We start from the raw sequence: 23507 nt of genomic DNA, 5'->3' as shown, positions 1-23507 counted from the left end.
GCGTCTCCGGCGCGACCGGCTGCTGCGCCCGGCGCTGATCGGCGCCTTCCTGGCGGCCGCGGGGGGCGGGGGGGGGGCCGGCCGCCCGGGCCCCCCGGGCGGCCCGCCCCCCCCCCCGGGGGGCCCCCCGCCCCCCCCCGCGCCCCCCCCCCCGCCCCGGCCCCCCCCCCCGCCCCCCGGGGGGGGGGGGGGGGGGCCGGCCCGGCGGGGGGGGGGGGGGCCCCCCGCCCCCGCCGCGCCCGGCCCGTTCTGGGCCGCACCCATTTCTGGTCAGCCTGTCTCGATGTGAAGGCAGGGCGCCCCCTTCGCCTGCGCCGTTGCCCTGGTGACAGGCGGCGCGCTCGAGATGCCGGTTGACAAGCGGCGTGCTTCTCTACTCGGCGTGCTCGGCCGCGGTCTTCGGGAGCGCGAGCATCACGAATGCCGTGATCAGGTAGAGCGCGGCTGAGACGATCAGGACGATGCCGAGCGCATGACTGTAGTCGGACAGCGCCGGCGCCCCGGCGGCTGGACCGGTGGCAGAGGTGAAGAAGACCGTGCCGAGCACGGCGATGCCGGCGGCGCCGCCGATCTGGTTGACAGTGGACAGCACCCCGCCCGCGGCGCCCGCGTTGCGCCCGGGGACGCCCGCCAGGACGACGTTGACGAGGATCGGCGCGGCGAGACCGAGTCCGAGGCCACCGATGAACAGCGCCAGGGCGAGCAGCCAGTATCCGGGATCGTCGCCGTCCTTGACGACGTACCACAGAACGAGGTGCGATGCCGCGATCGTGAGCGAGCCGGCGATCAGCAGTGTTCTGCCCGCCTTGGCGGCCAGGGCGACGCCGAGGCCGGAGGTGATGATCGAGCCGAGCGCGTACGGGAGGATCACCAGGCCGGTCTCCCACGCGGTCCGGCCGGTCCCGTTCTGCAGGTAGATCGAGAGGGTGAGGAAGTACGACCCGAGGCCGCCGAAGAACAGCACCGAAGCGACCAGGCCGACGGTGAAGGCCCGGATTCTCAGCAGAGCGGGATCGAAGACGGGCTCGTTCCCGCGTCCGGTGAGGCGGCGCTCGTAGACGAGGAAGATCGAGAGCACGACGATCCCGGCCGCCAGCAGGGCGTAGCTGCCCCAGGTCCATCCCCAGGTCTCGGCCTGGATGATCGGCAGCAGCAGGAGCAGGATGCCCGTGGCCGCCAGGAACGCGCCCGCCAGGTCCAGCCGCGCGGTCGAGGTGGAGCGGGACTCCGGCAGCACCTTCGCGCCGATGATGAGGGCCAGGACCGAGACGGGCACATTGATCCAGAAGATCGTACGCCAGCCCAGGCCGAACAGGTCGGCCTCGACGAGCAGCCCGCCCAGCAGCGGACCCGCGACCGAGGCGAGACCCTGAACCGCTCCGTACGCGCCGAACGCCTTGGCCCGCTCACCCGGCGCGAAGGACGCCCGGATGATCCCGAACACCTGCGGCACCATGATGCCGCCGGTCAGCCCCTGCGCGGCCCGCATGCCGATGAGCATCCCCGGATCGGCGGCCAGCGCGCACAGCGCCGAGGTGAGCATGAACCCGGCCAGCCCGATCAGGAACAGCCGCTTGCGGCCGTACTGATCACCGAGCCGTCCACCGGTGATCAGGCTCGCGCCCAGGGCGAGGGTGTAGGCGGCGATCGTCCACTGGATCTGAGCGTCGCCGGCACCCAGGTCCCGGGCTATCGCCGGGGCCGCGACGGTCACGATCGTCGCATCGAGAAGGTCCATGAACGACCCGAAGAGCACCACCAGCAGCGCCGCAGTCGCGCCGGCGCCGGCGATGGGTACGGGAGGAACCTCAGGGTTGAAGGAGCCCTTTGGCGGGCTTGGTGAAGCGGTCATGCCGGTCACCATCGTCGGCATAGTTGCCATCGAGTGACCGCTATCGGCGAGAGAATCGGAGAATCATGGCTGCCACCTCCGCGCGGACGCTCAAACTGCTGTCCATCTTCGGGATCGGCGCGACCCTGACCGCCGAGAAACTCGCCACCCGGCTCGGAACGTCGGTGCGAACCGTGCGCCGCGACATCGACACGCTCCGAGACCTCGGGTACGAGATCGAGGCCATCCGCGGCGCGGGTGGCGGTTATCGGCTCGGTCACGCCGCCCGCCTGCCGCCGGTCGTGTTCGACGAGGACCAGGCCGTCGCCACGGCCGTCGCACTGCAGACCGTCCCGGCGGTCCTGTCCGGCATCCGCGAGAACGCGGCACGCGCTCTCGCCACGCTGCACCAGGCGATGCCCGCGCGCAGCCGCCTGCACGCCAAAGCGTTCACCGTCTCCTCTGCCCGCAACTACTGGGAGTTCCCCGCCCCGCCGATCGACACCGAGACCGTCCGCGCCGTCGGCAGCGCGATCAACCGGCAGCACCTCGTACGCGTCGGCTACACCGGCGACGGAGAACCCGTCACGCTCACGCTGGAACCGCACGACCTCGTGGTGTGGGCCGCACGCTGGTACCTGGTCGCCTTCGACCCGGATGCGGGCCGATGGCGCGCCATGCGCATGGATCGCATCCAGGCGCACCTGCCCACGCACACCCCCTTCGACCGGCGCGACATCCCGCACGGCGATCCCGTCACCTTCGTCATGACCGCACCCGACCGCGGAGACGCCACTGCCGACTGGCCATGCTGCGGCTCGGCCACCCTCGGCCTGCCCGCCTCCACCGTCGCCCGGTTCGCTCCCGGCGGATCAACAGTCAAGTACGACACCGAAACCACTTGCCGCCTCACCCTTGGCGCCTGGTCATGGCCAGGACTCGCCGGCCTGCTCCTCACCTTCGACGCCGACCTCACCGACATCGAACCAGCCGAACTCCGGCAAGCTTTGCGCTCCCTGCGCACCCGGATCAGCAGGGGACTCGGACCCGACGACCTCACCGGTGACCTGCACACCTCATGTGGAGTGCGGAGGGGTGGATGAACTGGTGTTCCGTAAGGGGATCCTCAACCGGAACACCCGCCAGCCGGGACAGAGCGCCAGGTCGAGGTGTTCTGTATAGGTGTTCCGCGAACTGTTCCGGTGAAGGGGGGCTATACGGAACACTTGAGCGCGTGAACGGAACCCGCGTCGGCTACGCCCGCTGCTCGACCGACGAGCAGGATGTGATCATCCAGACCGAGTAACTCTTGGCCCTCGGCGTCCCCCAGGATCGGATCTACATCGATCGCGGCTCCTCCGGCACCACCCGCCGCAACCGCGTCGGCCTCGACCAGGCCCTCGCCGCCGACTGGGACGGGACGGTGTTCACGGTCACTAAGTTCGACCGGTTCGCTCGCAACATGGCCGAGGCCAACGAGATCCTCACCGACCTGTCCGGACGGGGCGTCCTGTTCGGACTCGGCGCATCCGTCTACGACTGGAACGACCCGTTCGGGCGGCTGTTCCTGCAGACCCTCGCCATGGTCGCCGAGTTCGAGGCCAACCTCGGACACATGCGCACCCGCGAGGGCATGGCCCTGGCCAAGAAGAACGGCAAGCTCAAGGGCAAGCAGCCCAAATTGCCCGAACCCGCCCGGCGCTCCATCCGCCGCCGATACGCCGAGGGCGAGGTGTCCCTGGCCGACCTGGCCACCGAATACAGCGTCGGACGCTCCACCATCCACCGCATCATCCACGGGCCAGAAACCTCCCGGTAGAGCGATCACACGCCGAAGCCGGACGTCACACATCGAGCAAGATCATTCTCGCCGCCAACGGCTGTTCCTGGGTTCCTCAACCCCGATCCAGCACGCGCTCGGCTTCGACGCCCGGCACCTGGCGTGGGTGGGCAACGCCTACGCGCTGAGTTTCGGCGTTCTGCTGCTGCTCGGCGGGCGGCTGGCCGACGCGCCGGGCGCGCTGATCACGGCCCGGGCAGGTCAGGGGGTGGGAGCGGCGGTGCTGGCCCCGGCCACGCTCACGATCTTGACCTCTGTCTTTCCCGAGGGGCCGCGCCGCACCCGCGCGATCGCGATCTGGACGGCGGTGAGCCTGGCCGGCGGCACGGCGGGCAACCTGATCGGCGGGGCGCTGACCGAATACCTGTCCTGGCGGGCGATTCTGCTGATCAACGTGCCGATCTGGCTGGGCAACATCGCGATACTGCTGGCCGGGGCGTGCCTGAACCCGATGTGGTAGTTCCTGACCTTGTCCCTGCAGCACGTCCTGGGCTACGGGCCGCTGCAGACCGGGCTGGCGTTCCTGCCGCACACCCTGCTGACCATGCTGGTGGGCCTGCGCCTGACGCCATGGCTGATGCGCCGCGCCGACGATCGCGTGCTCATCGTCGCCGGGGCGCTGATCGGCGCAGCCGGCTTCTGGTGGCAGAGCCGCATCGCCCCTGGCCAGGACTACCTGACGGCCATCGCCGGCCCAGCCGTGCTGATCTCGCTCGGCGGCGGCCTGCTGAACACGCCGCTGACTGTCACGGTCACCTCGGGCGTCGCCGCAGCCGACGCGGGGGCGGCCTCCGGGCTGATGAACACCGCCAAGCAGATCGGCGGCGCGCTCGGCCTGGCGTCCCTGGTCGCGCTCACGGCGGGGCAGGACGGCGAACGTGCCGGCCCGGCCGGGCGCCGGAGCTGGCGACTGGCTACGGGCAGGCCTTCGCCGCCATCGCCGTGGTGCTGGCCGCCGTCGCCCTCCTGGCGGCCGCGCTGCCGCGACGGCGCGACGCCAGCCCGGTGCCACCCCGGCAAGGCGGGGGGCTGGCGACCTGAGCGCTGATCGAGCCGTCCCCTCCGCCGACCAGCGTGGTTGAGCAGCGACGATGACGTCCAGGCGAAGATCGCTTCCCGAGATGCATGTGATCGAGCGCTCAGGGGTTCAGCGTGCTCCGTCCGACATGGGGGACCGTTGTGTACGGGTGTGGTTGTTCCAGCCACTCGCTGGTCAGCCTTGCTCCTGTGGTCCGGCCGATGACCGCGAGCATGGCGGCTTGCCGGCCGTAGTCCTCGTCGCGTTCCTCGAAGTCGACGAAGAAGTCTGTCGTCGCCTACAGCGGCGCTCTCGCCCGACGCCGATGCGGCGATGCAGGTCAATGCCTCCGTCGAGGTCACCGGAACTCGATTCGGTGGCCTCGACGGTCCGTTTGACCTTGACCCGAGGTCAAGGCGGATGCTGACCGCATGACGCATTCACACGCTTCCTCATGGGCCGGCATGGTGCCCGTCGACGACACGGCCCTGGCGGTCACCGATACCCGCGGCCCCGGCCAAGCCGTCGTGTATCTCAACGGCTCCTATGCGAGCCAGCGCTCCTGGCGGCGGGTGATCGCCGAACTCGGCCCCCGGTGGCGACACCTCACCTACGACGAGCGCGCCCGCGGCAAGTCGAAGCGGTCGGCCGACTACTCCTTCGAGGGCTGTCTGCGCGACGTCGACGCAGTCCTCGAGGCGATCGGGGTGGAGCGGCCGCTGCTGGTCGGCTGGTCCTATGGTGCGGCGCTGGCGGTGCACTGGGCCGATCGCAACCCCGACCGTATCGCCGGGCTGGTCTCGGTCGACGGCGCGGTCCCCTGGGGGCTGACCGGTGAGGAGAACCGGGAGCGGATCCGGCGCGCGTTTCGCAGGATGCGGCTGGGGTTGCCGCTCGCGCGCCCCTTCGGCCTGGCCGCCTCGATGAGTGCCGCTCAGCACGCCCAGGTCAACATCGAGATCAACGAGGTCTGCGCTGCCCTCGAACCCGTCCTGGACCGACTGTCCTGCCCGGTGCGCTATATCCTGGCCTCCGGAGCCAACCTCGGCGGCGGTGCGGAGGAGATGGAGCAGATGCGCGCCTCTCTCGATCCGGTGCTCCGCCGCAACCCCAACCTGCGGGTCAGCACCAAAGTAGAGAGCAACCACACCCAGATCCTGCGCAAGGATTTCCGGGCGGTCGCCGCCGCGGTGCGGGAGACCGCCGCCGCCGCGCAGGCGCGAAAGGATCGCTGAGCCCATGGCCGCGGGGGTGACCATCGGCCAGGCGGCCGCGTTCGCCGGCGTCACGATCAAAACGGTGCGGCACTACCACAAGCTCGGGCTGGTGGCGGAGCCCGCGCGCGACAGCTCGGGGTATCGGCGCTACGGCTCGGCCGAGCTGTTGAGACTGGTGCAGGTCAAAACGCTCGCCGGCGCCGGGGTGCCGCTGGCCGACATCGGCCCGCTGCTGGACTGCGACGCCGCGCCGTTCGCCGCGGCGCTCGCCGACGTCGAGCAGCGCCTCACCGCCCGGATCGCCGCGTTGGCCGCACAGAGGGACATGCTCAACCGGCTCACCAGCGGCGACCGGACCTTGCTGCCCGACCGCGCCGTAGCGATGCTGGAGGCAATGCCGACCCTCGGCTTCACCCCGGAGGACGTACGCACTGCCCGGGAATCCTTCGTCCTGGCCAAGGCCCTGGTCCCCGAAAGCTTCGAGGACTACCTCGCCGACATCGAACACGCGCTGCGCAACCCCCGCTTCGTGGAGCTGACCAAGCGCAGCGCCGAAGTCATCGGCTGGGCACCGGATGATCCCCGCGTTGTGGAGCTGGCCACCGACATGGCCGAGCACTACCTCGCCCACCCCGACCACCTCAGGATCGTGACCGGTCTGCAAGCCCATACCGAGACCGCGACCCGCTACCGGTTGATCGCCCACCACGGCGAAGAACGCGACTCCGCCGCGGCCCGCCTGGCCTCGCTCGTCGAAGCGAGGCTCCGCGCCGGCGGTATCGACATCCCCCGACCGGATCGAGGCTGAGACCGACAGGAGCCGTTGGCAGAGAGCCCGTTCCCCGGGCCGCCGCAGCCCGGGCAACGGGCTGAGGAGAGGATCGGTCCAGTCAAAGGGGCGGGCTCACCAGACTTGGACCCGAGACACAGGCGACGGAACCAAAATCCGGTCCGCCCCTCCCCAGAGGCCTCCCGGGTCAAGGATGAGGACGCCGGCGGCCTGTCCCCGCTCGGCCACTCCCACCTCAACGTCCTGGGCCGCTACTCCATCTCCCCCTCCGCACCGGTGGAAGGCCTGCGGCAGCTCGGCGAGATCCCTGACCCTCCCGACGACGGCGGCGTGGCCGGGAGGGGGTGCAGAACCCAGGCTTGAGGTGGGGCATGGGGCCGTCACGATGCCCCGGTGTTCACAGCCGCGGCGCCCGGCTTGCGGCCGGGCCGGCGATCAGCGAATCTCCCACCAGGTCAGGTTGGCGGCCGCCTGGGACGTCGGCTCGATGATCTCCCATGCCTCGGTGATCAGACCGTCGTCGAGCCGCCAGATGTCGACGACCGTGATCTCCGGCCCGTCACCGGGCAGCTGACGCCTGGAATGCATCACGACATGATCGCCGTCGGCCAGCACGTGCTGGATCTCGACCTGCATGCCGGCGAGTGGGACGAGCGCGGCGCCCACGGCGGCCAGCCATTCCGACTTCGTCTTGGAGGTCGCGTCCGGGCGGTGATGGAGGAAGTCGTCGCTCAGCAACGGCGCGAGCGTGTCGACGTCGCCGGTCGCGACCAGTGCGGTCAGCGCCTGCTGGACGATGCTCTTGTTGTCATGGGTCATGTTCTGCGTAGTCACGGGCCGCAATGTTTCCGACGTCCGGGACATTTGTCGATGAAATGCCATTTCATAGCATTCGGGTGCTCGATGAGTAGCATCGTCGTCCATGCACACTGTGGGGGAACTGCTGCGGCAGTGGCGGCATCGCCGGCGCCTCAGCCAGCTGGATCTCGCGATCGCCGCCGATGTGTCGGCTCGTCACGTCAGCCTGGTGGAGACCGGCAAGTCCCGCCCGAGCGCCGAGATGATCCTGCGACTGGCCGAGCAGCTCGACGTGCCGTTGCGAGAGCGCAACCGGCTGCTGCTGGCCGCCGGCTTCGCGCCCCGCTATGCCGAACGGCCGCTCGATCAGGAGTCGTTGTCGGCGGCCTGGGACGCGATCGAGCGTGTACTGCGCGCGCATGAGCCGTATCCGGCACTGGCCGTCGACCGCCGGTGGAACATCGTGATGAGCAACCGCGCCATCGACCCGTTCCTCGCCGCCGTCGCCCCCGACCTGCTGGTACGGCCGATCAACATGGTGCGGCTGGGGCTGGACCCGCGCGGGCTCGCCCCGCACATCGTCAACCTGGCGCAGGTGCGTACGCTGCTGCGTGTCCGGATCGCACGGCAACTCGCCACAGCTCCCGACCCTGGACTCACCGCGCTCTACGAGGATTACCTTGCCCCCCATTCGGGGGACGCGAGTCAACCGGTCGAGTCGGAGGTCACCATCCCGATGATCTTCAGCTTCGGCGGGCGCGAACTGCGGCTGTTCTCGACGACGACCACGTTCGGTACTCCGATGGACATCACCCTGGACGAGGTCGCGATCGAGTCGTACTACCCGACGGACGCCGACAGCGCCGCCTACTTCACCGCACTCGACGCCGGCAGGCAGTCACCTGCCCTCTGACCAGGAATGAGAAATAACCCATGAGTTCGTCGGCCGGTTGAGCGTGGCCCGCGCTACGTCCGCCGGCGCTACCTGACCCCGCCACAGCTGCGTCAGTAGGTCAGCGATCGTAGGGGGGTGATGCTCGCTAGCCACGGTCGATGAGCACTTGGACGCCGTCGAGGATGCGATCAAGGCCGAAGTCGAGTGGATCGAGCTCGGTGGAGGTGAATGCGCCGTCGGCGATCGCCTTGGTCAGGGCGGGGAAGCGATTGCTGTGGCGGTTGAGTAGTTCGCTGGTCAGGCGACCCCATTCGCGGTTGTGGTCCTCGTCGAAGTCGGCCCGTTGCTGGGCGAGGTTGCGTACCTGCCCGGCGATCAGCAGGAAGACCTGGTGGCGTTGGCCGGCGGTCAGACCGGTGGGTTCCAGGGCGGCAAGTGCGGCGTCCATCCAGGCGAGTTGGTGGGGGCCCATGATCTGCCGGCGCATGGCGGTGGCGGCCAGCAGCCAGGGGTGGGCCTGGTAGACCCCCCACTGGCGGTGGGCCCACACGGAAAGCCGGGGTCGCCAGGCGGAGCCGGCGGCCGACAGGTCGGGGGGTTCGGCGAGGACGGCTTCCACCATCAATTCGACGAGTTCGGTCTTGCCGGGCACGTAGCGGTACAGGGCCATGGCGGAGACGCCGAATTCGGCGGCGACCTTGTTCATCGAGACGGCCTCCAGCCCTTCGGCGTCGGCGAGGGTCACGGCGGCTTCGGCGATGCGCTGGGGGGTGAGGCTGGGCTTGGGGCCGCGGGCGGGCTGGTCCTGTTCGCCCCACAGCAGTGCGATGCCCGTCGGCAGGTCGCGCGCCTTCTTGTCTTTGTTCTCGCGCGGCTTGGCTGCCCTGGCCATGGTCGCTCCCCTTGGTGAGGTCTTCGCGGACGTCGGTTGACACCCTCCCACAACTGTATATAGCGTAAACGCGCTTGTTACTGCTATAAACAGTTTAAGGAAGTAGCAGATGCTTGGCATCGCCATCGCCGCAACCGCCACTGCGGTCATCACCGTCCCCGTCGCAGGCCTGCTCGGCTACCGCCAGCTCAGGCGCACCGCCCACGCCAAACGACTACGCATCACCAGCCCGCACGGCATCGAGGAATCCGGGTTCCTCCGCATCGGCGGCATCGACCAGTGGATCACCATCCGCGGCGAAGACCGCCGCAACCCGGTGATCCTGGAACTCCACGGCGGCCCCGGCGCCACCAACCTGATCTTCGCCTCGCGCACCCGCTCCTGGGAGCGGCACTTCACGATCGTGCGGTGGGACATGCGCGGCGCTGGCAAGACCTTCGCTCACGGCGGACCCGACGGGCAGGGAGACATGAGCCTGCAGCGCCTTGAGCGCGACGCCCTGGAGGTCACCCAGCACATCCGCGCCCGGCTCGGCGTCGACAAAGTCGTGCTGCTCGGCTGCTCCTTCGGCTCCATCGTCGGGCTGCGCCTGGCCCGCAACCACCCGGAGCTGTACTGCGCCTACGTCGGCACCGACCAGAACATCAACGCCGGCGGCCGCGACCACACCGCCTACCGCGCGCTGCTGGACCGGCTCGGCGCGGCCGGCAAGAGCAAGGAATTGGCCGCCGTCACCACGATGGGCGCGGACAGGTCGGCCTGGGGCGCCGAGGACTGGTCGCAGTACAACAAGCACACCGTCGGCTCCGACCCGCTCACCTTCGACACCATCAAGACCGTCGTGGTCGGCTCCCTGCTGTCCTCGCCCCTGCACTCCCTGCGCGAGCTGCCTGCCTACACCAAGGCCATGAGCTTCTCCGAGCGCGTCGCGCCCGAGTCCGCGACCATCGACGAATGGGCCGAAGGCACCACGTTCGCCATCCCGTTCTTCATCTTCCAGGGCGAGCGCGACGTGATCACCCCGCCCGAACCGGTCCGGCGGTTCTTCGACGACGTCACCGCGCCCGTAAAGAACTTCGCCCTCATCCCGGACGCGAGCCACTTCGCCTCCTTCCGCCACCCCGATCGGTTCCTCGACCTGATGCTCACCAAGGTCCGGCCCATGCTCACCAGCCAACCGATCACCTGGTGAAGCGCCACAGCCCTTGGCCATCATGAACCCGTCGGCCCGGCGACTGGACATCGGAGCCGCTGCTCGAGTCGCTGCGAATGCAATTTGGCTCTGCGTAGCCAAGTGGCACTGTGCTGTTCTCAGAAATGAGGAGTTCTGACACGCCGACCCGCCGGACGGTGTCCGGTTTGTCCTTGCCCGTCGTTCTCATAACCTCCCGCAAAACCGTGTTCTCACAACAGTGCGCACAGTAGGTTCTGCGACATGAGTGATCTCGCCGAGTCGGCGGCTGCGGTCGAGCGCTTCACTTGTCCGACGTGCCAGGCGCCGGCGGGGAGCGCCTGCCGGACCCGGGGCGGGAAGGTCGCGCCGAAGTACCACACGCCGCGCTTCATGCTGGTGCCGCACCTGCGGGCAGAGCTGGAGGTGCGCACGCCCGTCGACCGCGGTCCCGGCCGGGTCTGGGTGGCGAGCCCGGCACCCGAAGCCGCCGACGCCGGTGCCACCCGGGCCGGGGCCAAGCCCACCCGGGTCGGGTACGCCCGGTGCAGCACCGCGCAGCAGGAGCTGCAGAACCAGATCGACGCCCTGCGCCAGGCGGGATGTGAGCCGATCTTCTCGGAGAAGATCGGCACCCGCGTGAAGGTGCGGCCGGAGTTCACCAAGGCGATGGACTTCGCCCGCACCATCAAGCAGGCGGTCCCGCATCAGCGGGTGATCTTCACGGTGCATGAGATGAAGCGCCTCGGGCGGGGCGCGGCCGAGCTGCTGACCACCGCCGAACAGCTGCGGCGGGCCGATATCCAGCTGGAGCTGCTCACCGGCCCGTTGCAGGGCGTGTATGACCCGAGCGGGCACGGGGCCGCGTTGTTCGCGTTCTTCGCCGGGATGGCCGAGTCCGAACGCGAGTACATCCGGGAGAAGTCGCTGGAGGGCCAGGCCTCGGCCCGTGAGCGCGGCCGCCACGGCGGCCGACCGAAGGTGTTCGACGACGACATGGTATTTTACGCCCGCAGCCTGCGTGCGCGGGGCGTGCCGGTGCCGCAGATCGCGGCCAAGCTGGTCATTCCGGCCGGCAAGAACAAGGGCCGCCATCCGTCGCTGGCCAGCGTCTATCGGGTGCTGGCCGAGGATGCCGGTCCAGAGGCTCAGGCGCTCGCTTGAGCGCCGTCGTGGAAGGGACGCAAGCCCCCGGCCACGTCGGCGCGGGAGAAGGCGTAGCGGCCCAGGAAGTTGATGTGGTCGTACTGGATCGGTGACAGCCGCGCGCACATCTCATCGGTGCCGAGGGCAGGATCGGTCTGGACGCCCCGGCGGCGGACCATCTGCCCGGGTTCGGGCTGGACCCGCGGATCACCGTGCGGATGCTGCTGCAGCACACCAGCGGGGTGTTCAACTTCAGCGGCGAGGTCCACGGCGACGGGACGATCGTGACGGGGATCCCCACCCCTACGGCGCCACGGGCAAAGAGTGGCTGGACAACCGGTTCAAGACCTACCGGCCGCAGGAGTTGGTGGAGCTGGCGTTGTCCAAGCCGGCCCGGTTCGAGCCGGGCACGGGCTGGAGCTACTCCAACACCAACTACGTGCTGGCCAGGCTACTGATCGAAAAGATCACCGGCCGTACCTACGCGGAGGAGATGCAGCGGCTCATCCTGAGGCCGCTCGGGCTGTCGGGCACCGTGGTGCCGGACGCCTCGCCGGAGATCCCCGAACCGCACGCTCACGCCTACTACCGTTACGAGGAGGACGGCGAGCGGAAGACGATCGACATCACCCGCCAGAACCCCTCCTGGATCTCCACCGGCGGCGACATGATCTCGACCACCCGGGACCTGCACACGTTCGTCTCCGCGCTGATGGGCGGCAGGCTCCTGCCGGCCGGGTTGCTGGCCGAGATGTGCACCCCGCACCCGACGGGCATCCCGAACATGGACTACGGCCTCGGCGTGTTCGTGCTGACCACGGACGACGGCGGCACCGTCATATCCCACAACGGCGCCGCCGTGGGCCACGCGGCGCTGATGTACAGCACCCCCGACGGCAGCAAGACCCTGACCGCCGCGCTGAACTGCGTGGACGACGCCGACCTGTCCATAGCGGCAGCGGTTCCGTAGCGCTCAGCAAAGGCTCCTCAACGAGGTGTTCCGCGCCGGGCACGCCCACCCGGCTCAGCCGACGGACTGAGCGCCTGTGACTCGTACGCCGCGAGGGCCCCTTCCGTCCACGCGCCGGGTGGAACCCGAAAGGGGGTCACGCCGGACTCGAGGAGCTCGGCGTGGCCTGTCCGCATGCTCGGCTGCGGTCCGCACGGTCGCCGAGTCCGAGCCCAGGGCAGGATTACGCAGATGAACGGAGTCACGATCGGGCAGGCGGCGGCATTCGTCGGCGTCACGGTGAAGACGGTGCGGCACTATCACAAGCTCGGCCTGGTGAAGGAGCCGGAACGCGATGGTTCCGGCTACCGGAGGTACGGATCGGCCGAGCTGCTGCGGCTGGTGCAGGCCCGGACGCTGGCCGCCGCCGGGGTGCCCCTGGCCGAGATCGGGTCCCTGCTCGACGCCGGCCCCGCGCTGTTCGCCGCCGCGCTCGCCGACGTCGAGCGGCGGCTCACCGAACGGATCGAGGAGCTGGTCGCGCGGCGTGACATGTTGCACCGGCTCGCCGACGGCGACCGGGCCCTGCTGCCTGACCGTGCCGTGGCGCTGCTGGAGAGAATGTCCGGCCTCGGCTTCCCCGCGGAGGAGGTGGCGGCCGCCAGGGAGGGCTGGGTCCTGGCCAGGGCACTGGTCCCCGAGGGCTTCGACGACTACCTCACCCATATCGAGCACGCCCTCGAGGACACCCGGTTCGTCACCTTGGTCAAGCGCGCGACCGAAGCCGCGGCCTGGGAACCGGACGACCCGCGCATCGCCGAGCTCGCCGCCGCCATGGCCGGCCATTTCCTCGCCAATCCCGCGCACCTGAAGATCGTGACCGGTCTGCAGGCCCGCACCGAGACCGCGATCCGGTACACGCTGATCGCCCTCCACGGCGAAGATCAGGGATCGGCCGCGGCCCGCGGGGTCGCGCTCGTCGAGACCGAGCTCCGCGCCGCCGGCGTCCACATCCCCAGACCGGGCACCCACTGACCGTGCCGTGCCCTGGCACTTCGGCCCGGCGTCCGGCCCCGTGGGTCCGGGCGCGTGCTCATCGGATGCTCATCGGCGCCCGGCAGGCTGGGGACACCCCCCGCCCGCCGTCCGAGAACCGAACGAGGAGTATGACCATGCCGCCTGCCATCGCCGGATTCGACCAACGGCGCGTCCCCGTCGCCGAGGGGGTGTCGCTGAACGTCGCCGTCGCCGGTTCGGGCAGCCCGATCGTGCTGCTGCACGGCTTCCCGCAGACGCACCTGATGTGGCGGCACGTCGCCGCCGACCTCGCGGCCGACCACACCGTCATCTGCCCCGACCTGCGCGGCTACGGCGCCAGCGACAAACCCGCCGCGACCGGCCCGGACGTCTACGCCAAGCGCACCATGGCCGCCGACGTCGTCGCCCTGGCCCGCGCGCTGGGGCACGAGCGCTTCGCGCTGGCCGGGCACGACCGCGGGGCCCTGGTCGCCTTCCGCGCCGGGCTCGACCACCCCGGGACGATCACCCACCTGGCCTGCCTGGACGTGCTGCCGACCCTGGACATGTGGGAGGCGATGCACGGCGTGACCGCCGCCGTCGGCTTCCACCTCTACCTGATGGCCCAGCCGCCCGGCCTGCCGGAGCGGATGATCACCGCGAGCGCCGACGCGTTCTTCGGCCACTTCCTCGACGCCTGGACGGGCGACCCCGGAGCCGTGCCCGCCGACGTCCGCGCCGCCTACCTGGACGCCTGCCGCGACGCGGTGCCCTCGATCGTCGCCGACTACCGCGCCTCGGCCGGTGTCGACGTCGAGCACGACCGGGCCGACCGGGAGGCCGGGAACCGGCTGCGGATGCCGGTGGCCGTGCTCCAGCAGGACTGGGGCGCCGCCCTCGGCTACGACGCCGCCGCGCTGTGGGGCGCCTGGGCGGCCGACCTGCGGCACACCACCGTCACCCACGGCCACTTCATGGCCGAGGAGGCCCCCGCCGAGGTCGCCGCGGTCCTGCGGGACCTGCTCACCCGCTGAGAGCGGCGCGGCCCGCCGTACGGCGGGGCCCGGGGCGGCCCCGGAAGTCGGGCGGACGGTCTCGGACGTCGGGCGGTCCCGGACGTCAGGCGGGCCCCGGCGGCGGGCCGGCCGTGCCGGAGGAGGTGACGGCGTCCAGCCTGCGCCGCAGGTGGGCCCGTTCCGGCTCGGTCCCGGCCAGCGCGAGCGCCTCCCGGTAGGCAGCCGCGGCCTCCCCGAGGCGGCCGAGCCGGCGCAGCAGGTCGGCGCGAGCCGCCGGATAGGGGTGGTAGGCGCGCAGCAGCGGCTCGCCGGCCAGCCCGTCCAGCAGCGCCAGCCCTGCCTCGGGGCCGTCGCGCATCGCCACCGCCACCGCCCGGTTCAGCGCCGCGACCGGGGACGGCGCGAGAGCGAGCAGCACGTCGTAGAGCGCCACGATCTGCGGCCAGTCGGTGGTCGCGACGTCGGCGGCCTCGTCGTGCAGGGCGGCGATCGCGGCCTGCACGCCGTACGGGCCGGGCGGGCCGCCGCTCAGCGCGGCGACCACCAGGCCGCCGCCCTCCTCGATCATCGTCCCGTCCCACCGGCCGCGGTCCTGGTCGTCGAGCAGCACGACCTCACCGTCCGGGCCGGTCCTGGCCTCGCGCCGCGCGTGGACCAGCAGCATCAGCCCGAGCAGCCCGGCGACCTCCCGCTCGGCGGGCAGCAGCCGGCGCAGGATCCGCGTCAGCCGGATGGCCTCCTCGGCCAGGTCGAGCCGTTGCAGGTCGGGACCGGAGCTGGCCGCGTACCCCTCGGTGAAGACCGAGTAGATGACCCCGAGGACCCCCGGCAGCCGCCGCGGCAACTCGTCCGCGCCGGGCACGCGGAACGGGATGCGGGCCTGGCGGATCTTCTTCTTCGCCCGCACGATCCGCTGGGCCATCGTCGCGGGCGGGACGAGGAAGGCCCGCGCGACCTCGGGCGTCGCCAGCCCGGCCAGGCAGCGCAGCGTCAGCGCCACCCGGTCCTCGGCGGCGAGAGCCGGGTGGGCGCAGGTGAAGAACAGCTGCAGCCGCTCGTCGGGCAGGTCGCCGTCACCGCCCGGGTCCGCAGGCGCGGCGGGACCGGCCCGGTCGGCCTCCACCTGCAGGATCGCCAGCCGGGCGGCGTAGGCCCGGTCGCGCCGCAGCCGGTCGACGGCACGACGCCGCGCCGTCGTCATCAGCCAGGCCCCGGGCCTGTCGGGCACACCCTCGGCCGGCCAGTGGATCAGCGCCGCCTCGACCGCCTCGGAGGCGACCTCCTCGGCCAGGTCGAGGTCGCCGAAGCGGCGGACGAGGGCGGCGAGCAACCGGCCGTGCTCCTCCCGGAACACCGCCTCCACCGACACCCCCACCGGCTCCACGGGTTTTCCCGGTTCGCCGGGACTCCCGAGGTCACCGGACGTCTCCGGACCCTCGGATTCCGCGGGGACCTCGAGGCCGTCGGGAGCCGACGGCGCGGAGTCCCCGCCGGCTGCTCGCTCCTCCACCGTCGTCAGTCGAACTCGGCGATCGGCCGCACCACCATCGACCCGGCCCGCGCGCCGGGGCAGCGGGCGGCCCAGTCGAGCGCGACGTCGAGATCGGGCACGTCGAGGACGTAGTAGCCGCCGAGGATCTCCCGCGCCTCGGCGAACGGCCCGTCCGTGGTGACGGACCGCTCACCCGAGGCGTCGACCCGGACCCTCGTGGCGGTGGTCAGGTCGGCCAGCGCGTGCCCGCTGACGTAGGCCCCCGACTCCCTGACGGCCTTGTCGTAGACCATCCAGTCCTCGAAGGACGACCCCTCGGCCGACTCGACGTCGCCGTCGGTCGTCGCGGCACTGTAGATCAGCAGCATGTACTTCATCGCGGGACTTCCCGTTCTCGTGGTCGTCATGGTTCTCGTACGGCGGGCTCGCCGCACGTGATGACGACGAACGGGACCCGGGCGTATCGACACGCCTCCCGGATTTCTCCCGGACCGTTTCTCGATGGTCCGGTGTCCTACCCGTAGGTGGGGTGCTGCGGCCAGCCGGGCGGGGAGTCCTCCCAGTCCTCCTGCCGGCCGTACGGGGTCAGGTCGAGGATGCTGTGCAGGAAGACGAGCCGGTCCACGCCGCGGGCGGTGGTGCCGTAGGTCCGGTAGACCTCGTCGCCGTCGCGCAGGAACACACTGAGCATGAACCCGCCGCCGGCGCCGCAGTCGTCGGAGAACGACGTGCCGCGAGAGGACACGAACGGCAGCGTCCAGCCCATCCGCGCCTTGTACGCCTCGATCTGGGCGAGCGGCATATTCGACACGGTCACCCAGGTGACATCGCGGTCGGCCAGCCCGGCCAGCGCCGCCACCGGGACGTTGTTCGTGAAGCCGGTGCATCCGGGGCAGTAGTGGTCGGGCCCGTTGTCCATGAACTGGTAGACGACCAGTTGCCGCCGGCCCTCGAACAGGTCGAGCAGGGTCTTCGGACCGTCCGGCGTGTCGAAGACGTATTCGCCGTCGAACCTGACCATCGGCAGACGGCGGCGCCGCGCGGCCAGCGCGTCCAGCGCCCGGGTGGCCTCCTTCTCGGCCTTGAGCAGGTCCTCGCGGGCCCGCCGCCACTCCTCGGCCGAGACGATCTCCGGTTTCTCCATCGGTCGATGATGCCCTAGGAGACCGACAGAATCGCGGACCGGCGGAGCGGGGACCGGCGAGGATGATCCCGGCGCGGCCGCGCGGCCGGTCGCCTCGTGAGCGGTGCCGGACGCCCGCCGTACGGACCCGGCTCCGAAGACACCATGGCCTCCGGAGAACGCCGTGGTCTCCGGAAGCGCAGTGGTCTCCGGAGAACGACGTCCGATCGCCGCCAGCGGTCCGGGGACGGATGTCCGCATAGTGGGGTCCGCCCGGACCGGACAGGACTCGCAGAAGGACTCGTCAGTGCACAAGCCCCTCGATCTGAAAGTGATGTACTTCGGCACGCCCGTGGTGCTCATCGGCTCCCGCAACGAGGACGGCACCGCCAACCTCGCGCCGATGTCCTCGGCGTGGTGGCTGGGGGAGTGCTGCATGCTGGGTCTGGGGAACAGCGCGCAGACGACGGCGAACCTGCTGCGCGAGCGCGAGTGCGTGCTCAACCTGCCCTCCTCGGCGATGGTCGACGCCGTCGACCGGCTCGCACTGACCACCGGGACGCGGACGGTCCCGCCGCACAAGGTACGGCAGGGCTACCGGTACGAGCCGGACAAGTTCGCCGTCGCGGGGCTGACCGAACAGCAGGCGGACCTGGTGCGGGCACCCCGGGTCGCCGAGTGCCCGGTCCAGCTGGAGTGCCGGGTCATCGGGGTCCATCCCTTCGGCGTCCCCGAGCCGCACGCCACCGCCTTCCAGGTCGAGGTCGTGCGGGTCCACGTCGAGGAGGAACTGATCATTCCGGGGACGGACCACATCGACCCGATCGGGTGGGACCCGCTCATCATGAAGTTCTGCGAGTTCTTCGGCGGCGGGGACAACGTTCACCCCTCCCGGCTCGCCGAGGGCTGGGAGATGCCGCACGACCTCCGGCGCGCGGGCGCGACCGCGTAGAAGCCGGAGCCGGACGAGGAGGCGGCCGCCGCGTCCCTGACAGGCCGCCGCCTTCCTGGCAGGCCATCGCGTTCCTGACGGGCCGCCGCCTTCCTGGCAGGCCATCGCGTTCCTGACGGGCCGCCGCCTTCCTGACGGGCGGGCGCGACCGCGTAGGAACCGGGGAGCCCGCCGCGCGGGGTCCGGACGGCCGGGGTCCCGGGCCCGCCGACCGGATCGGGGTTCCCCGTGGGGGACGGGGAGAGGCCCGTCGGCCAGGTTGGGCCTTCCCGGCGGTCCCGCGGCGGGTTATCAAGGGGCCGGGGACCGTACGAGCCGTCCCCGCTCACGGACACCGCCCCGCCGCGGATGGAGGACGACGTCATGCTCCGGTTGTGGAAGGCGATCGCCCGCACGCTCTGCGCCGCCGCCCTGGTCGCGGCCGGGCTCACCGTGCCCGCCGTATCGACCGTGTCAGCCGCGGCCGACCTGCCCCGCTGGGCGTGGGCCGTCGTCGGGGGCGGCTCAGCCCCGACCGTCTACTACCAGTTCGGCACGTGGGCCTCCGGGCTCGCGGCCGAGGCCGTCTCCGGAGATCCCGGCCAGGTGCTCGTGAGGTTCCCGCAGTTCGGCGCGGCGGGCGGGGGAGTGGCCCACGTCACGGCGATCTCCTCCTCCGCCGACTGGTGTCAGGTCCAGGACCAGTGGCCGTCGGGTGACGATCTGATCGTGGCGGTGCGGTGCCAGCGGTACGGCGTCGGCCCGGTCACCCCGTGGTTCTCCGTGGTCTTCGGGTACGGCGGCGGGTACCCGAGCCCGATACCGCGCCAGGCGCTGGGGTACGTGCGCTGGGACGGCTCCGCCGTGGCCACGCAGTTCAACTCCGCGCGGTTCGGCTCCCCGGCCCCCGCCCCCGTGAACACCGTGACGCCGGGGACGTCCCCGGGTCTGTGGCGGGTCGCCCTGCCGGGGCTCGGCTCGGCGGGCCTGGCCGGGAGCATCCAGGTCACCGCGGTCGACCCGGCCGTTCCGGCGCGATGCAAGGTGGGCGGCTGGACCGCGACGACGGCCGCGCAGAACATCGTGGTGCGCTGCCACGACGCCGCCGGCGCCCCGCTGAACACCGGGTGGAACCTGACCTACCACCGGGAGAGCGCCGTCGTCTGGGCGCCCGGCTCGCCGTACCCGGCGTTCGCCTACACCTTCGACAACGACCCCGGCACCGCGGGCTCCTACGTTCCGACGCCGTACCCGGTCAGTCACAACTCGGTGCCCGGGGGCCTGCAGATCAGCGGGTACGGGACCGGCCTGAGGCGGGTCGCCTTCGGCGACGTGAACGCGGGATACGGCCGCGCTGGCAACGTCCAGGTCACCGCGTTCGGCTCCGGCGCGGAGTTCTGCAACCTGTACGGCCTCTGGACCGAGTCCGTGACGGGCGTGCTCACCCTGCACGCCTGCTACGACGGTGCGACCCGGGTCGTCCGTCCGGCGACGGTCACCTACGTGACCCGGCCCCGCTAGCCGGGTCTCCGCCACGCCGGGGCGGCGGTGAGGGCGCGGGGCCGCCGGCCCGTCACCTTCGCCGGCTCCCGCGTCTGTTCCGCTCGATCCCGTAGGCGATGACGAGCGCGATCACGATGCCGATGACGGCGATGATCCAGGTCGGTTCCATGACGTCTCCCTCCGACGGTCCGTGACCGGCCTACCCGGCCGGTGCGGCTCAAACGGGCGTGCCGGATCCCGGGGCGGGGTGGGCGATGTCGAGCAGGATCTTCAGCAGGTCGTCGGGCGCGTCCCGCATGAGGTTGTGCCGGGCGGTGAGCGCGTGCGTCGTCCACGACGGGTCCTCGCTCAGCCGCCGGTAGACGGGGGTGAACGGCGACTCGCGGTCCCCCCACTCGGTGGCGTACACATAGTCCCTGCGCCGGAACCGCGAGAGGTCGCCGGCCAGCCGGATCGGCTGGAGCAGCGAGGCGAGGGGGTGGGGCGTGGTGCGCGGGTCGAAGAACGGCAGCGGCCGGGTCGCGTACCCGGCCTCCGTCACGTCGAGGTACCACTCGTGCTCCTGGTCGGGGACGAGGTCCCAGCAGGAGTCGCCGTCCTGCGGCACGACGGCGTCCAGGTAGACCAGGGAGTCCACCCGGTCCGGGACGCGGTCGGCGGCCCCGGTGACGACCATGCCGCCGTAGCTGTGGCCGACCAGCACCGCGTCTTCGATCTCCTCGGCCTCCAGCACGGCGGTCACGTCCGTGATGTGCGTCTCCAGGTTCACCCCGGCGTCCAGCAGGTGGGCGCGTTCGCCGACCCCGGTCAGCGTCAGCGGGTACACCTCGTGGCCGTGCCGGCGCAGCCGTTCGGTGAGGGGCCGGTAGCTCCAGCCGCCGTGGCACATGCCGGGGACGAGGACGAAGGTCGCCATGGTCGTGCTCCTTGGATCGCCGGGATCGGCGGATCGGTTCGGGAGCCGGCGCGGACCGCCGGCGCCTCCAAGCCTGGTCGGCCCCTTTCCATAAGTCCAACAGATGGTTCTTATCAGAACTAGAATCACTGGTTATGGAGTTGCGTCAGCTGGAGTACTTCGTCGCCGTCGCCGAGGAGCGGAGCTTCACCCGCGCCGCCGAGCGGGTGCACATCAGCCAGTCCGGCGTCAGCGCCCAGATCCGCCGGCTGGAGCGCGAGCTGGGCGCCGAGCTGTTCGACCGATCGGCCCGCGTCGCCACCCTCACCGTCGCCGGCGAGGCGGCGCTCGGACACGCCCGCGCCGCGCTCGCCGCCGCCGGGGCGACCGGCCGGGCGGTGGGTGAGGTGACCGGCCTCCTCCGGGGACGGCTCACCGCCGGGATGGTGGTCGGCTGCACCGTCACGCCGCTGTTCGAGGCGCTGGCCGCGTTCCACCGGGCCCACCCCGGCGTGGAGATCTCGCTGCTGGAGGACGGCTCCGACCGGCTCGTGGAGGGGGTGCGCACCGGCGCCCTCGACCTGGCCCTCGCCGGGACGGCCGCCCTCCCCGAGGGGCTGGAGACGCTGACGGTGGTGGACGAGCGGCTCGTCGTGGCGGTCCCGGCGGGCCACGCCCTGGCGGAACGACGGCGGGTGACCCTGGCCGAGCTGTGCGCGTACCCGATCGCGTGCATGCCGTCCGGCACCGGCGTGCGCACCGTGTTCGACCACGCCTGCGCCGCGCGCGGCCTTCAGCCCGCGGTCACGCTGCAGGCGAGCGCCCCCGACGCCGTCGCCGGTCTCGCCGCCCGCGGGCTGGCCGTCGCCGTGCTCAGCGCCTCGATGACCGAGGGCCACCGCGACAGGCTCGTCACCCTGCCCCTCGACGTCGAGACGCCGGCCCTGCTCGTCCTGGTGTGGAAGGACACGTCCAACCCCGCGGTGCGCGAGCTGCTCACACACGCCCGCCGGGCGTTCGCCGTTCCCGCCGCCGGCTGACCACCGTTCCCGTCACCGGCCGGAGGCGGGTCCCGGAAAGCGTGTCAGGACCCGTTCAGGTAGGTGAGGACGGCGAGGACGCGGCGGTCGCCGTCGTCGTCGGTGATGCCGAGCTTGTCGAACATGGAGGTGGTGTACCTGCCGATGGTGCTCTCGCTGAGGAACAGCCGTCGTCCGGGGCGGCGCGGGTCGTGGCCTTGGGAGTCACCAGGGGATGACGCCGTCGTCCTCGAAGAACGAACCGGTCGGGCCGCCGTCGGGCAGCGTGGCGAGCCGGATCGCGGTGGCCGCGCCCTGCTCGGGGGTGCGGGGTCCCTGGAAGCCGGTGAAGTCGGTCGCGACCAGGCCCGGACAGGCGGCGTTGACCAGGACGCCCGTGCCGGCGAGATGCCGGGCGTACTGCACGGTGACGGCGTTGAGGAACGACTTCGACGGCGCGTAGGCCGCCATGACGGGGCCGATCTCGATGTCCGGGTCCGCCTGCCGCGTCAGGGAGGCGACGGCGCTGGAGACGTTGACGACGCGCGGTGACGCCGAGCGCCGCAGCAGCGGCAGCATCGCGTTCGTCACCCGGATGACACCGATGACGTTGGTCTCCACGACCCGGCGGACCAGGCCGAGGTCGAGCGTGGTCGGGTCCTGCACCCACCCCGGCCCCGTCTCACCGGAGATTCCGGCGTTGTTGACCAGGACGTCCAGGCGCCCGGCCTTCCGCCCGATCAGGTCCGCGGCGTCGGCGACGCTCCGGTCGCCGGTCACGTCCAGGGGTACCCCGAACGCGTCCACTCCGGCGGCGCGCAGCTTCCCGACGGCGGACTCCCGCCGGGCCTCGTCACGGGCCCCCAGGCCCACGCGGTAGCCGAGGGCGCCCAGCCCGGCCGCGATCTCGTATCCGATCCCCTTGTTCGCGCCGGTCACCAGCGCGATCTTCGTTTCGCTCATGCCGCCGATGCTCGCTCACAGGCGGGTGGCGCATCCAACATCGATGCGGTGCCCTGTGATACCCGGCGGGTATCGCCCGGGTATGGTGTGGCCGTGGACACCCTGGAGACCCGCGAGCTGAGGTACTTCGTGGCCGTCGCGGAGGAGCTGCACTTCGGCCGCGCCGCCGAGCGCCTCGGCATGGCCCAGCCGCCGCTGTCCCGGGCGATCCAGCGGCTCGAACGCCGCCTCGGCGTCTCCCTGCTGGAGCGCGACCGCCGCGGCGTCTCCCTGACCGGCGCCGGAGAGGTGCTGCTGCACGAGGGCCGCGCGGCTCTCGACGCGGTCAACGCCGCCGCGCACCGCGCCCGTCGCGCCGGCGGCCCGGGCGGCCCCCGTGACCGTCTGGTGCTGGCGGTGAAGGCCGCCGCGTCCCACGAGCTGCTGCAGAAGCTTCTCGCCGCCCACGCGGCCGAGCCCGGCGCCGCCGAGATCGAGGTGCTACCGAGCGGCACCTGCGAGCAGGGGGATATGCTGCGCGACGGCCGCGCCGACGTGGCGCTCATGCACACGCCGTACAACTCCCTCGCCGGGTTCGACAGCGAGGAGCTGCTGACCGAGGGGCAGGTCGCCATCCTGCCCGCCGGGCACCCCCTCGCCGCGCGCGGGACCCTGTCCATGGCCGAGGTCAGCGACATCCCCGGCCTTCCGCTCGCCCGCTGGGCCCGTGACGGCGCCCACCCGCCCGGTCCCGGACCCGAGATCCGGGACCAGACGCAGCTGGCCCAGCTGATCGCCCTCGGACGCACGGCGGCCGTCATCCCCGACTCCGCGCGTGCCTGGCTGTGGGCCGAGCACGCCGCCGTCCCCCTGACCGACGCGCCCCCCGTCGTCACCCACATCGTCTGGCCCGCGCACAGCCGTTCCCTCGCCCTCGCCGGGCTGATCCGCACGGCCACCCGGCTGTGAGCCCCTCCCGGCCTCCGACACCGCCTCCATCGCCGCCGTCATCCCGGCGGCGC

Annotated in this window: 27 protein-coding genes; 18 read left to right on the top strand and 9 right to left on the bottom strand. The window is 71.5% G+C overall.

Annotated elements, in window-relative coordinates:
- Positions 1-373: 373 nt before the first annotated feature.
- Complete coding sequence (locus ACFYSC_RS32885) at positions 374-1738, bottom strand: MFS transporter (RefSeq protein WP_389969383.1); 1365 nt, start codon at positions 1736-1738, stop codon at positions 374-376.
- Here ACFYSC_RS32885 and ACFYSC_RS32880 point away from each other — a divergent pair.
- The 7 genes from ACFYSC_RS32880 to ACFYSC_RS32850 all read left to right on the top strand — a co-directional run bounded on the left by ACFYSC_RS32880 (position 1737) and on the right by ACFYSC_RS32850 (position 6714).
- Positions 1737-1889, top strand: a complete 153-nt coding sequence (locus tag ACFYSC_RS32880; protein WP_389969382.1) for a hypothetical protein — start codon at positions 1737-1739, stop codon at positions 1887-1889. The genes ACFYSC_RS32885 and ACFYSC_RS32880 overlap by 2 nt on opposite strands.
- A gap of 28 nt (positions 1890-1917) precedes the next feature.
- On the top strand, positions 1918-2934 hold the full coding sequence (locus tag ACFYSC_RS32875) for a helix-turn-helix transcriptional regulator (RefSeq protein WP_389969380.1): 1017 nt from the start codon (positions 1918-1920) through the stop codon (positions 2932-2934).
- Between the two features lie 206 nt (positions 2935-3140).
- A complete protein-coding gene (locus ACFYSC_RS32870; RefSeq protein WP_389969378.1) occupies positions 3141-3650 on the top strand; it encodes a recombinase family protein in 510 nt (169 codons plus the stop codon).
- Between the two features lie 127 nt (positions 3651-3777).
- Entirely contained in the window at positions 3778-4131 is a 354-nt protein-coding gene (locus ACFYSC_RS32865) for an MFS transporter (protein WP_389969376.1), read from the top strand.
- A gap of 9 nt (positions 4132-4140) precedes the next feature.
- Positions 4141-4719, top strand: coding sequence for an MFS transporter (locus ACFYSC_RS32860; protein WP_389969374.1), 579 nt, complete (start codon positions 4141-4143; stop codon positions 4717-4719).
- 434 nt (positions 4720-5153) lie between these two features.
- Positions 5154-5924, top strand: a complete 771-nt coding sequence (locus ACFYSC_RS32855; protein ID WP_389969372.1) for an alpha/beta fold hydrolase — start codon at positions 5154-5156, stop codon at positions 5922-5924.
- 4 nt (positions 5925-5928) lie between these two features.
- Positions 5929-6714 carry a MerR family transcriptional regulator gene (locus tag ACFYSC_RS32850; protein WP_389969370.1) on the top strand — a complete coding sequence of 262 codons (786 nt, stop codon included), beginning with the start codon at positions 5929-5931 and terminating at the stop codon, positions 6712-6714.
- Positions 6715-7131: 417 nt separating this feature from the next.
- On the opposite strand, the gene ACFYSC_RS32845 is transcribed toward ACFYSC_RS32850, so the two are convergent.
- The gene (locus ACFYSC_RS32845) at positions 7132-7530 is read right to left on the bottom strand and encodes a nuclear transport factor 2 family protein (RefSeq protein ID WP_389969368.1); all 399 of its coding nucleotides are present in this window, start codon (positions 7528-7530) and stop codon (positions 7132-7134) included.
- An 88-nt stretch (positions 7531-7618) separates the two neighbouring features.
- Between ACFYSC_RS32845 and ACFYSC_RS32840 the strand changes: the two genes are divergently transcribed.
- Positions 7619-8407, top strand: coding sequence for a helix-turn-helix domain-containing protein (locus ACFYSC_RS32840; protein ID WP_389969366.1), 789 nt, complete (start codon positions 7619-7621; stop codon positions 8405-8407).
- Between the two features lie 127 nt (positions 8408-8534).
- On the opposite strand, the gene ACFYSC_RS32835 is transcribed toward ACFYSC_RS32840, so the two are convergent.
- Positions 8535-9281 (bottom strand): TetR/AcrR family transcriptional regulator, encoded by a 747-nt coding sequence (locus ACFYSC_RS32835; protein WP_389969364.1) that lies wholly within the window; start codon positions 9279-9281, stop codon positions 8535-8537.
- Between the two features lie 109 nt (positions 9282-9390).
- Here ACFYSC_RS32835 and ACFYSC_RS32830 point away from each other — a divergent pair, with 109 nt between their 5' ends.
- Together ACFYSC_RS32830 and ACFYSC_RS32825 are read left to right on the top strand one after the other, a co-directional pair.
- Positions 9391-10473, top strand: a complete 1083-nt coding sequence (locus ACFYSC_RS32830) for an alpha/beta fold hydrolase (RefSeq protein ID WP_389969362.1) — start codon at positions 9391-9393, stop codon at positions 10471-10473.
- A 243-nt stretch (positions 10474-10716) separates the two neighbouring features.
- Complete coding sequence (locus tag ACFYSC_RS32825) at positions 10717-11616, top strand: recombinase family protein (protein WP_389969360.1); 900 nt, start codon at positions 10717-10719, stop codon at positions 11614-11616.
- On the opposite strand, the gene ACFYSC_RS32820 is transcribed toward ACFYSC_RS32825, so the two are convergent.
- A complete protein-coding gene (locus ACFYSC_RS32820; RefSeq protein ID WP_389969358.1) occupies positions 11601-11831 on the bottom strand; it encodes a hypothetical protein in 231 nt (76 codons plus the stop codon). The genes ACFYSC_RS32825 and ACFYSC_RS32820 overlap by 16 nt on opposite strands.
- On the opposite strand from ACFYSC_RS32820, the gene ACFYSC_RS32815 reads away from it, so the two are divergent.
- The 4 genes from ACFYSC_RS32815 (at position 11730) to ACFYSC_RS32800 (ending at position 14598) form a co-directional block, all read left to right on the top strand.
- Complete coding sequence (locus tag ACFYSC_RS32815) at positions 11730-12056, top strand: serine hydrolase (RefSeq protein ID WP_389969385.1); 327 nt, start codon at positions 11730-11732, stop codon at positions 12054-12056. The genes ACFYSC_RS32820 and ACFYSC_RS32815 overlap by 102 nt on opposite strands.
- Positions 11966-12568, top strand: a complete 603-nt coding sequence (locus ACFYSC_RS32810; RefSeq protein ID WP_389969356.1) for a serine hydrolase domain-containing protein — start codon at positions 11966-11968, stop codon at positions 12566-12568. Before ACFYSC_RS32815 ends, ACFYSC_RS32810 begins: the two co-directional genes overlap by 91 nt.
- 231 nt (positions 12569-12799) lie before the next feature.
- Positions 12800-13582 (top strand): MerR family transcriptional regulator, encoded by a 783-nt coding sequence (locus tag ACFYSC_RS32805; protein WP_389969354.1) that lies wholly within the window; start codon positions 12800-12802, stop codon positions 13580-13582.
- 137 nt (positions 13583-13719) lie between these two features.
- Entirely contained in the window at positions 13720-14598 is an 879-nt protein-coding gene (locus ACFYSC_RS32800) for an alpha/beta fold hydrolase (protein WP_389969352.1), read from the top strand.
- A gap of 85 nt (positions 14599-14683) precedes the next feature.
- Here ACFYSC_RS32800 and ACFYSC_RS32795 read toward each other — a convergent pair whose 3' ends face one another.
- From ACFYSC_RS32795 to ACFYSC_RS32785, 3 genes are all read right to left on the bottom strand, one after another.
- Entirely contained in the window at positions 14684-15964 is a 1281-nt protein-coding gene (locus ACFYSC_RS32795) for an RNA polymerase sigma factor (RefSeq protein WP_389969350.1), read from the bottom strand.
- Between the two features lie 131 nt (positions 15965-16095).
- Positions 16096-16479: a YciI family protein gene (locus ACFYSC_RS32790; RefSeq protein ID WP_389969348.1), complete on the bottom strand. Its 384-nt coding sequence runs from the start codon at positions 16477-16479 to the stop codon at positions 16096-16098.
- 107 nt (positions 16480-16586) lie between these two features.
- Positions 16587-17216, bottom strand: a complete 630-nt coding sequence (locus ACFYSC_RS32785; protein ID WP_389969346.1) for a DUF899 domain-containing protein — start codon at positions 17214-17216, stop codon at positions 16587-16589.
- A 286-nt stretch (positions 17217-17502) separates the two neighbouring features.
- On the opposite strand from ACFYSC_RS32785, the gene ACFYSC_RS32780 reads away from it, so the two are divergent.
- Positions 17503-18147, top strand: a complete 645-nt coding sequence (locus ACFYSC_RS32780) for a flavin reductase family protein (RefSeq protein WP_389969344.1) — start codon at positions 17503-17505, stop codon at positions 18145-18147.
- 363 nt (positions 18148-18510) lie between these two features.
- Entirely contained in the window at positions 18511-19647 is a 1137-nt protein-coding gene (locus ACFYSC_RS32775; protein ID WP_389969342.1) for a hypothetical protein, read from the top strand.
- 199 nt (positions 19648-19846) lie between these two features.
- Here the strand turns inward: ACFYSC_RS32775 and ACFYSC_RS32770 are convergent, their stop codons facing one another.
- Positions 19847-20545 (bottom strand): alpha/beta fold hydrolase, encoded by a 699-nt coding sequence (locus ACFYSC_RS32770; protein ID WP_389969340.1) that lies wholly within the window; start codon positions 20543-20545, stop codon positions 19847-19849.
- A 134-nt stretch (positions 20546-20679) separates the two neighbouring features.
- Between ACFYSC_RS32770 and ACFYSC_RS32765 the strand changes: the two genes are divergently transcribed.
- On the top strand, positions 20680-21564 hold the full coding sequence (locus ACFYSC_RS32765; protein ID WP_389969338.1) for a LysR family transcriptional regulator: 885 nt from the start codon (positions 20680-20682) through the stop codon (positions 21562-21564).
- Between the two features lie 204 nt (positions 21565-21768).
- Here the strand turns inward: ACFYSC_RS32765 and ACFYSC_RS32760 are convergent, their stop codons facing one another.
- Positions 21769-22506, bottom strand: coding sequence for an SDR family oxidoreductase (locus tag ACFYSC_RS32760; RefSeq protein WP_389969336.1), 738 nt, complete (start codon positions 22504-22506; stop codon positions 21769-21771).
- Positions 22507-22599: 93 nt separating this feature from the next.
- Here ACFYSC_RS32760 and ACFYSC_RS32755 point away from each other — a divergent pair, with 93 nt between their 5' ends.
- Complete coding sequence (locus tag ACFYSC_RS32755; RefSeq protein WP_389969334.1) at positions 22600-23454, top strand: LysR family transcriptional regulator; 855 nt, start codon at positions 22600-22602, stop codon at positions 23452-23454.
- The last annotated feature ends 53 nt before the right edge of the window (positions 23455-23507 follow it).

The sequence above is a fragment of the Streptosporangium sp. NPDC004379 genome, assembly GCF_042873875.1.
Taxonomy (GTDB): domain Bacteria; phylum Actinomycetota; class Actinomycetes; order Streptosporangiales; family Streptosporangiaceae; genus Streptosporangium.
This window is presented reverse-complemented; position numbering and strand designations above follow the sequence as displayed.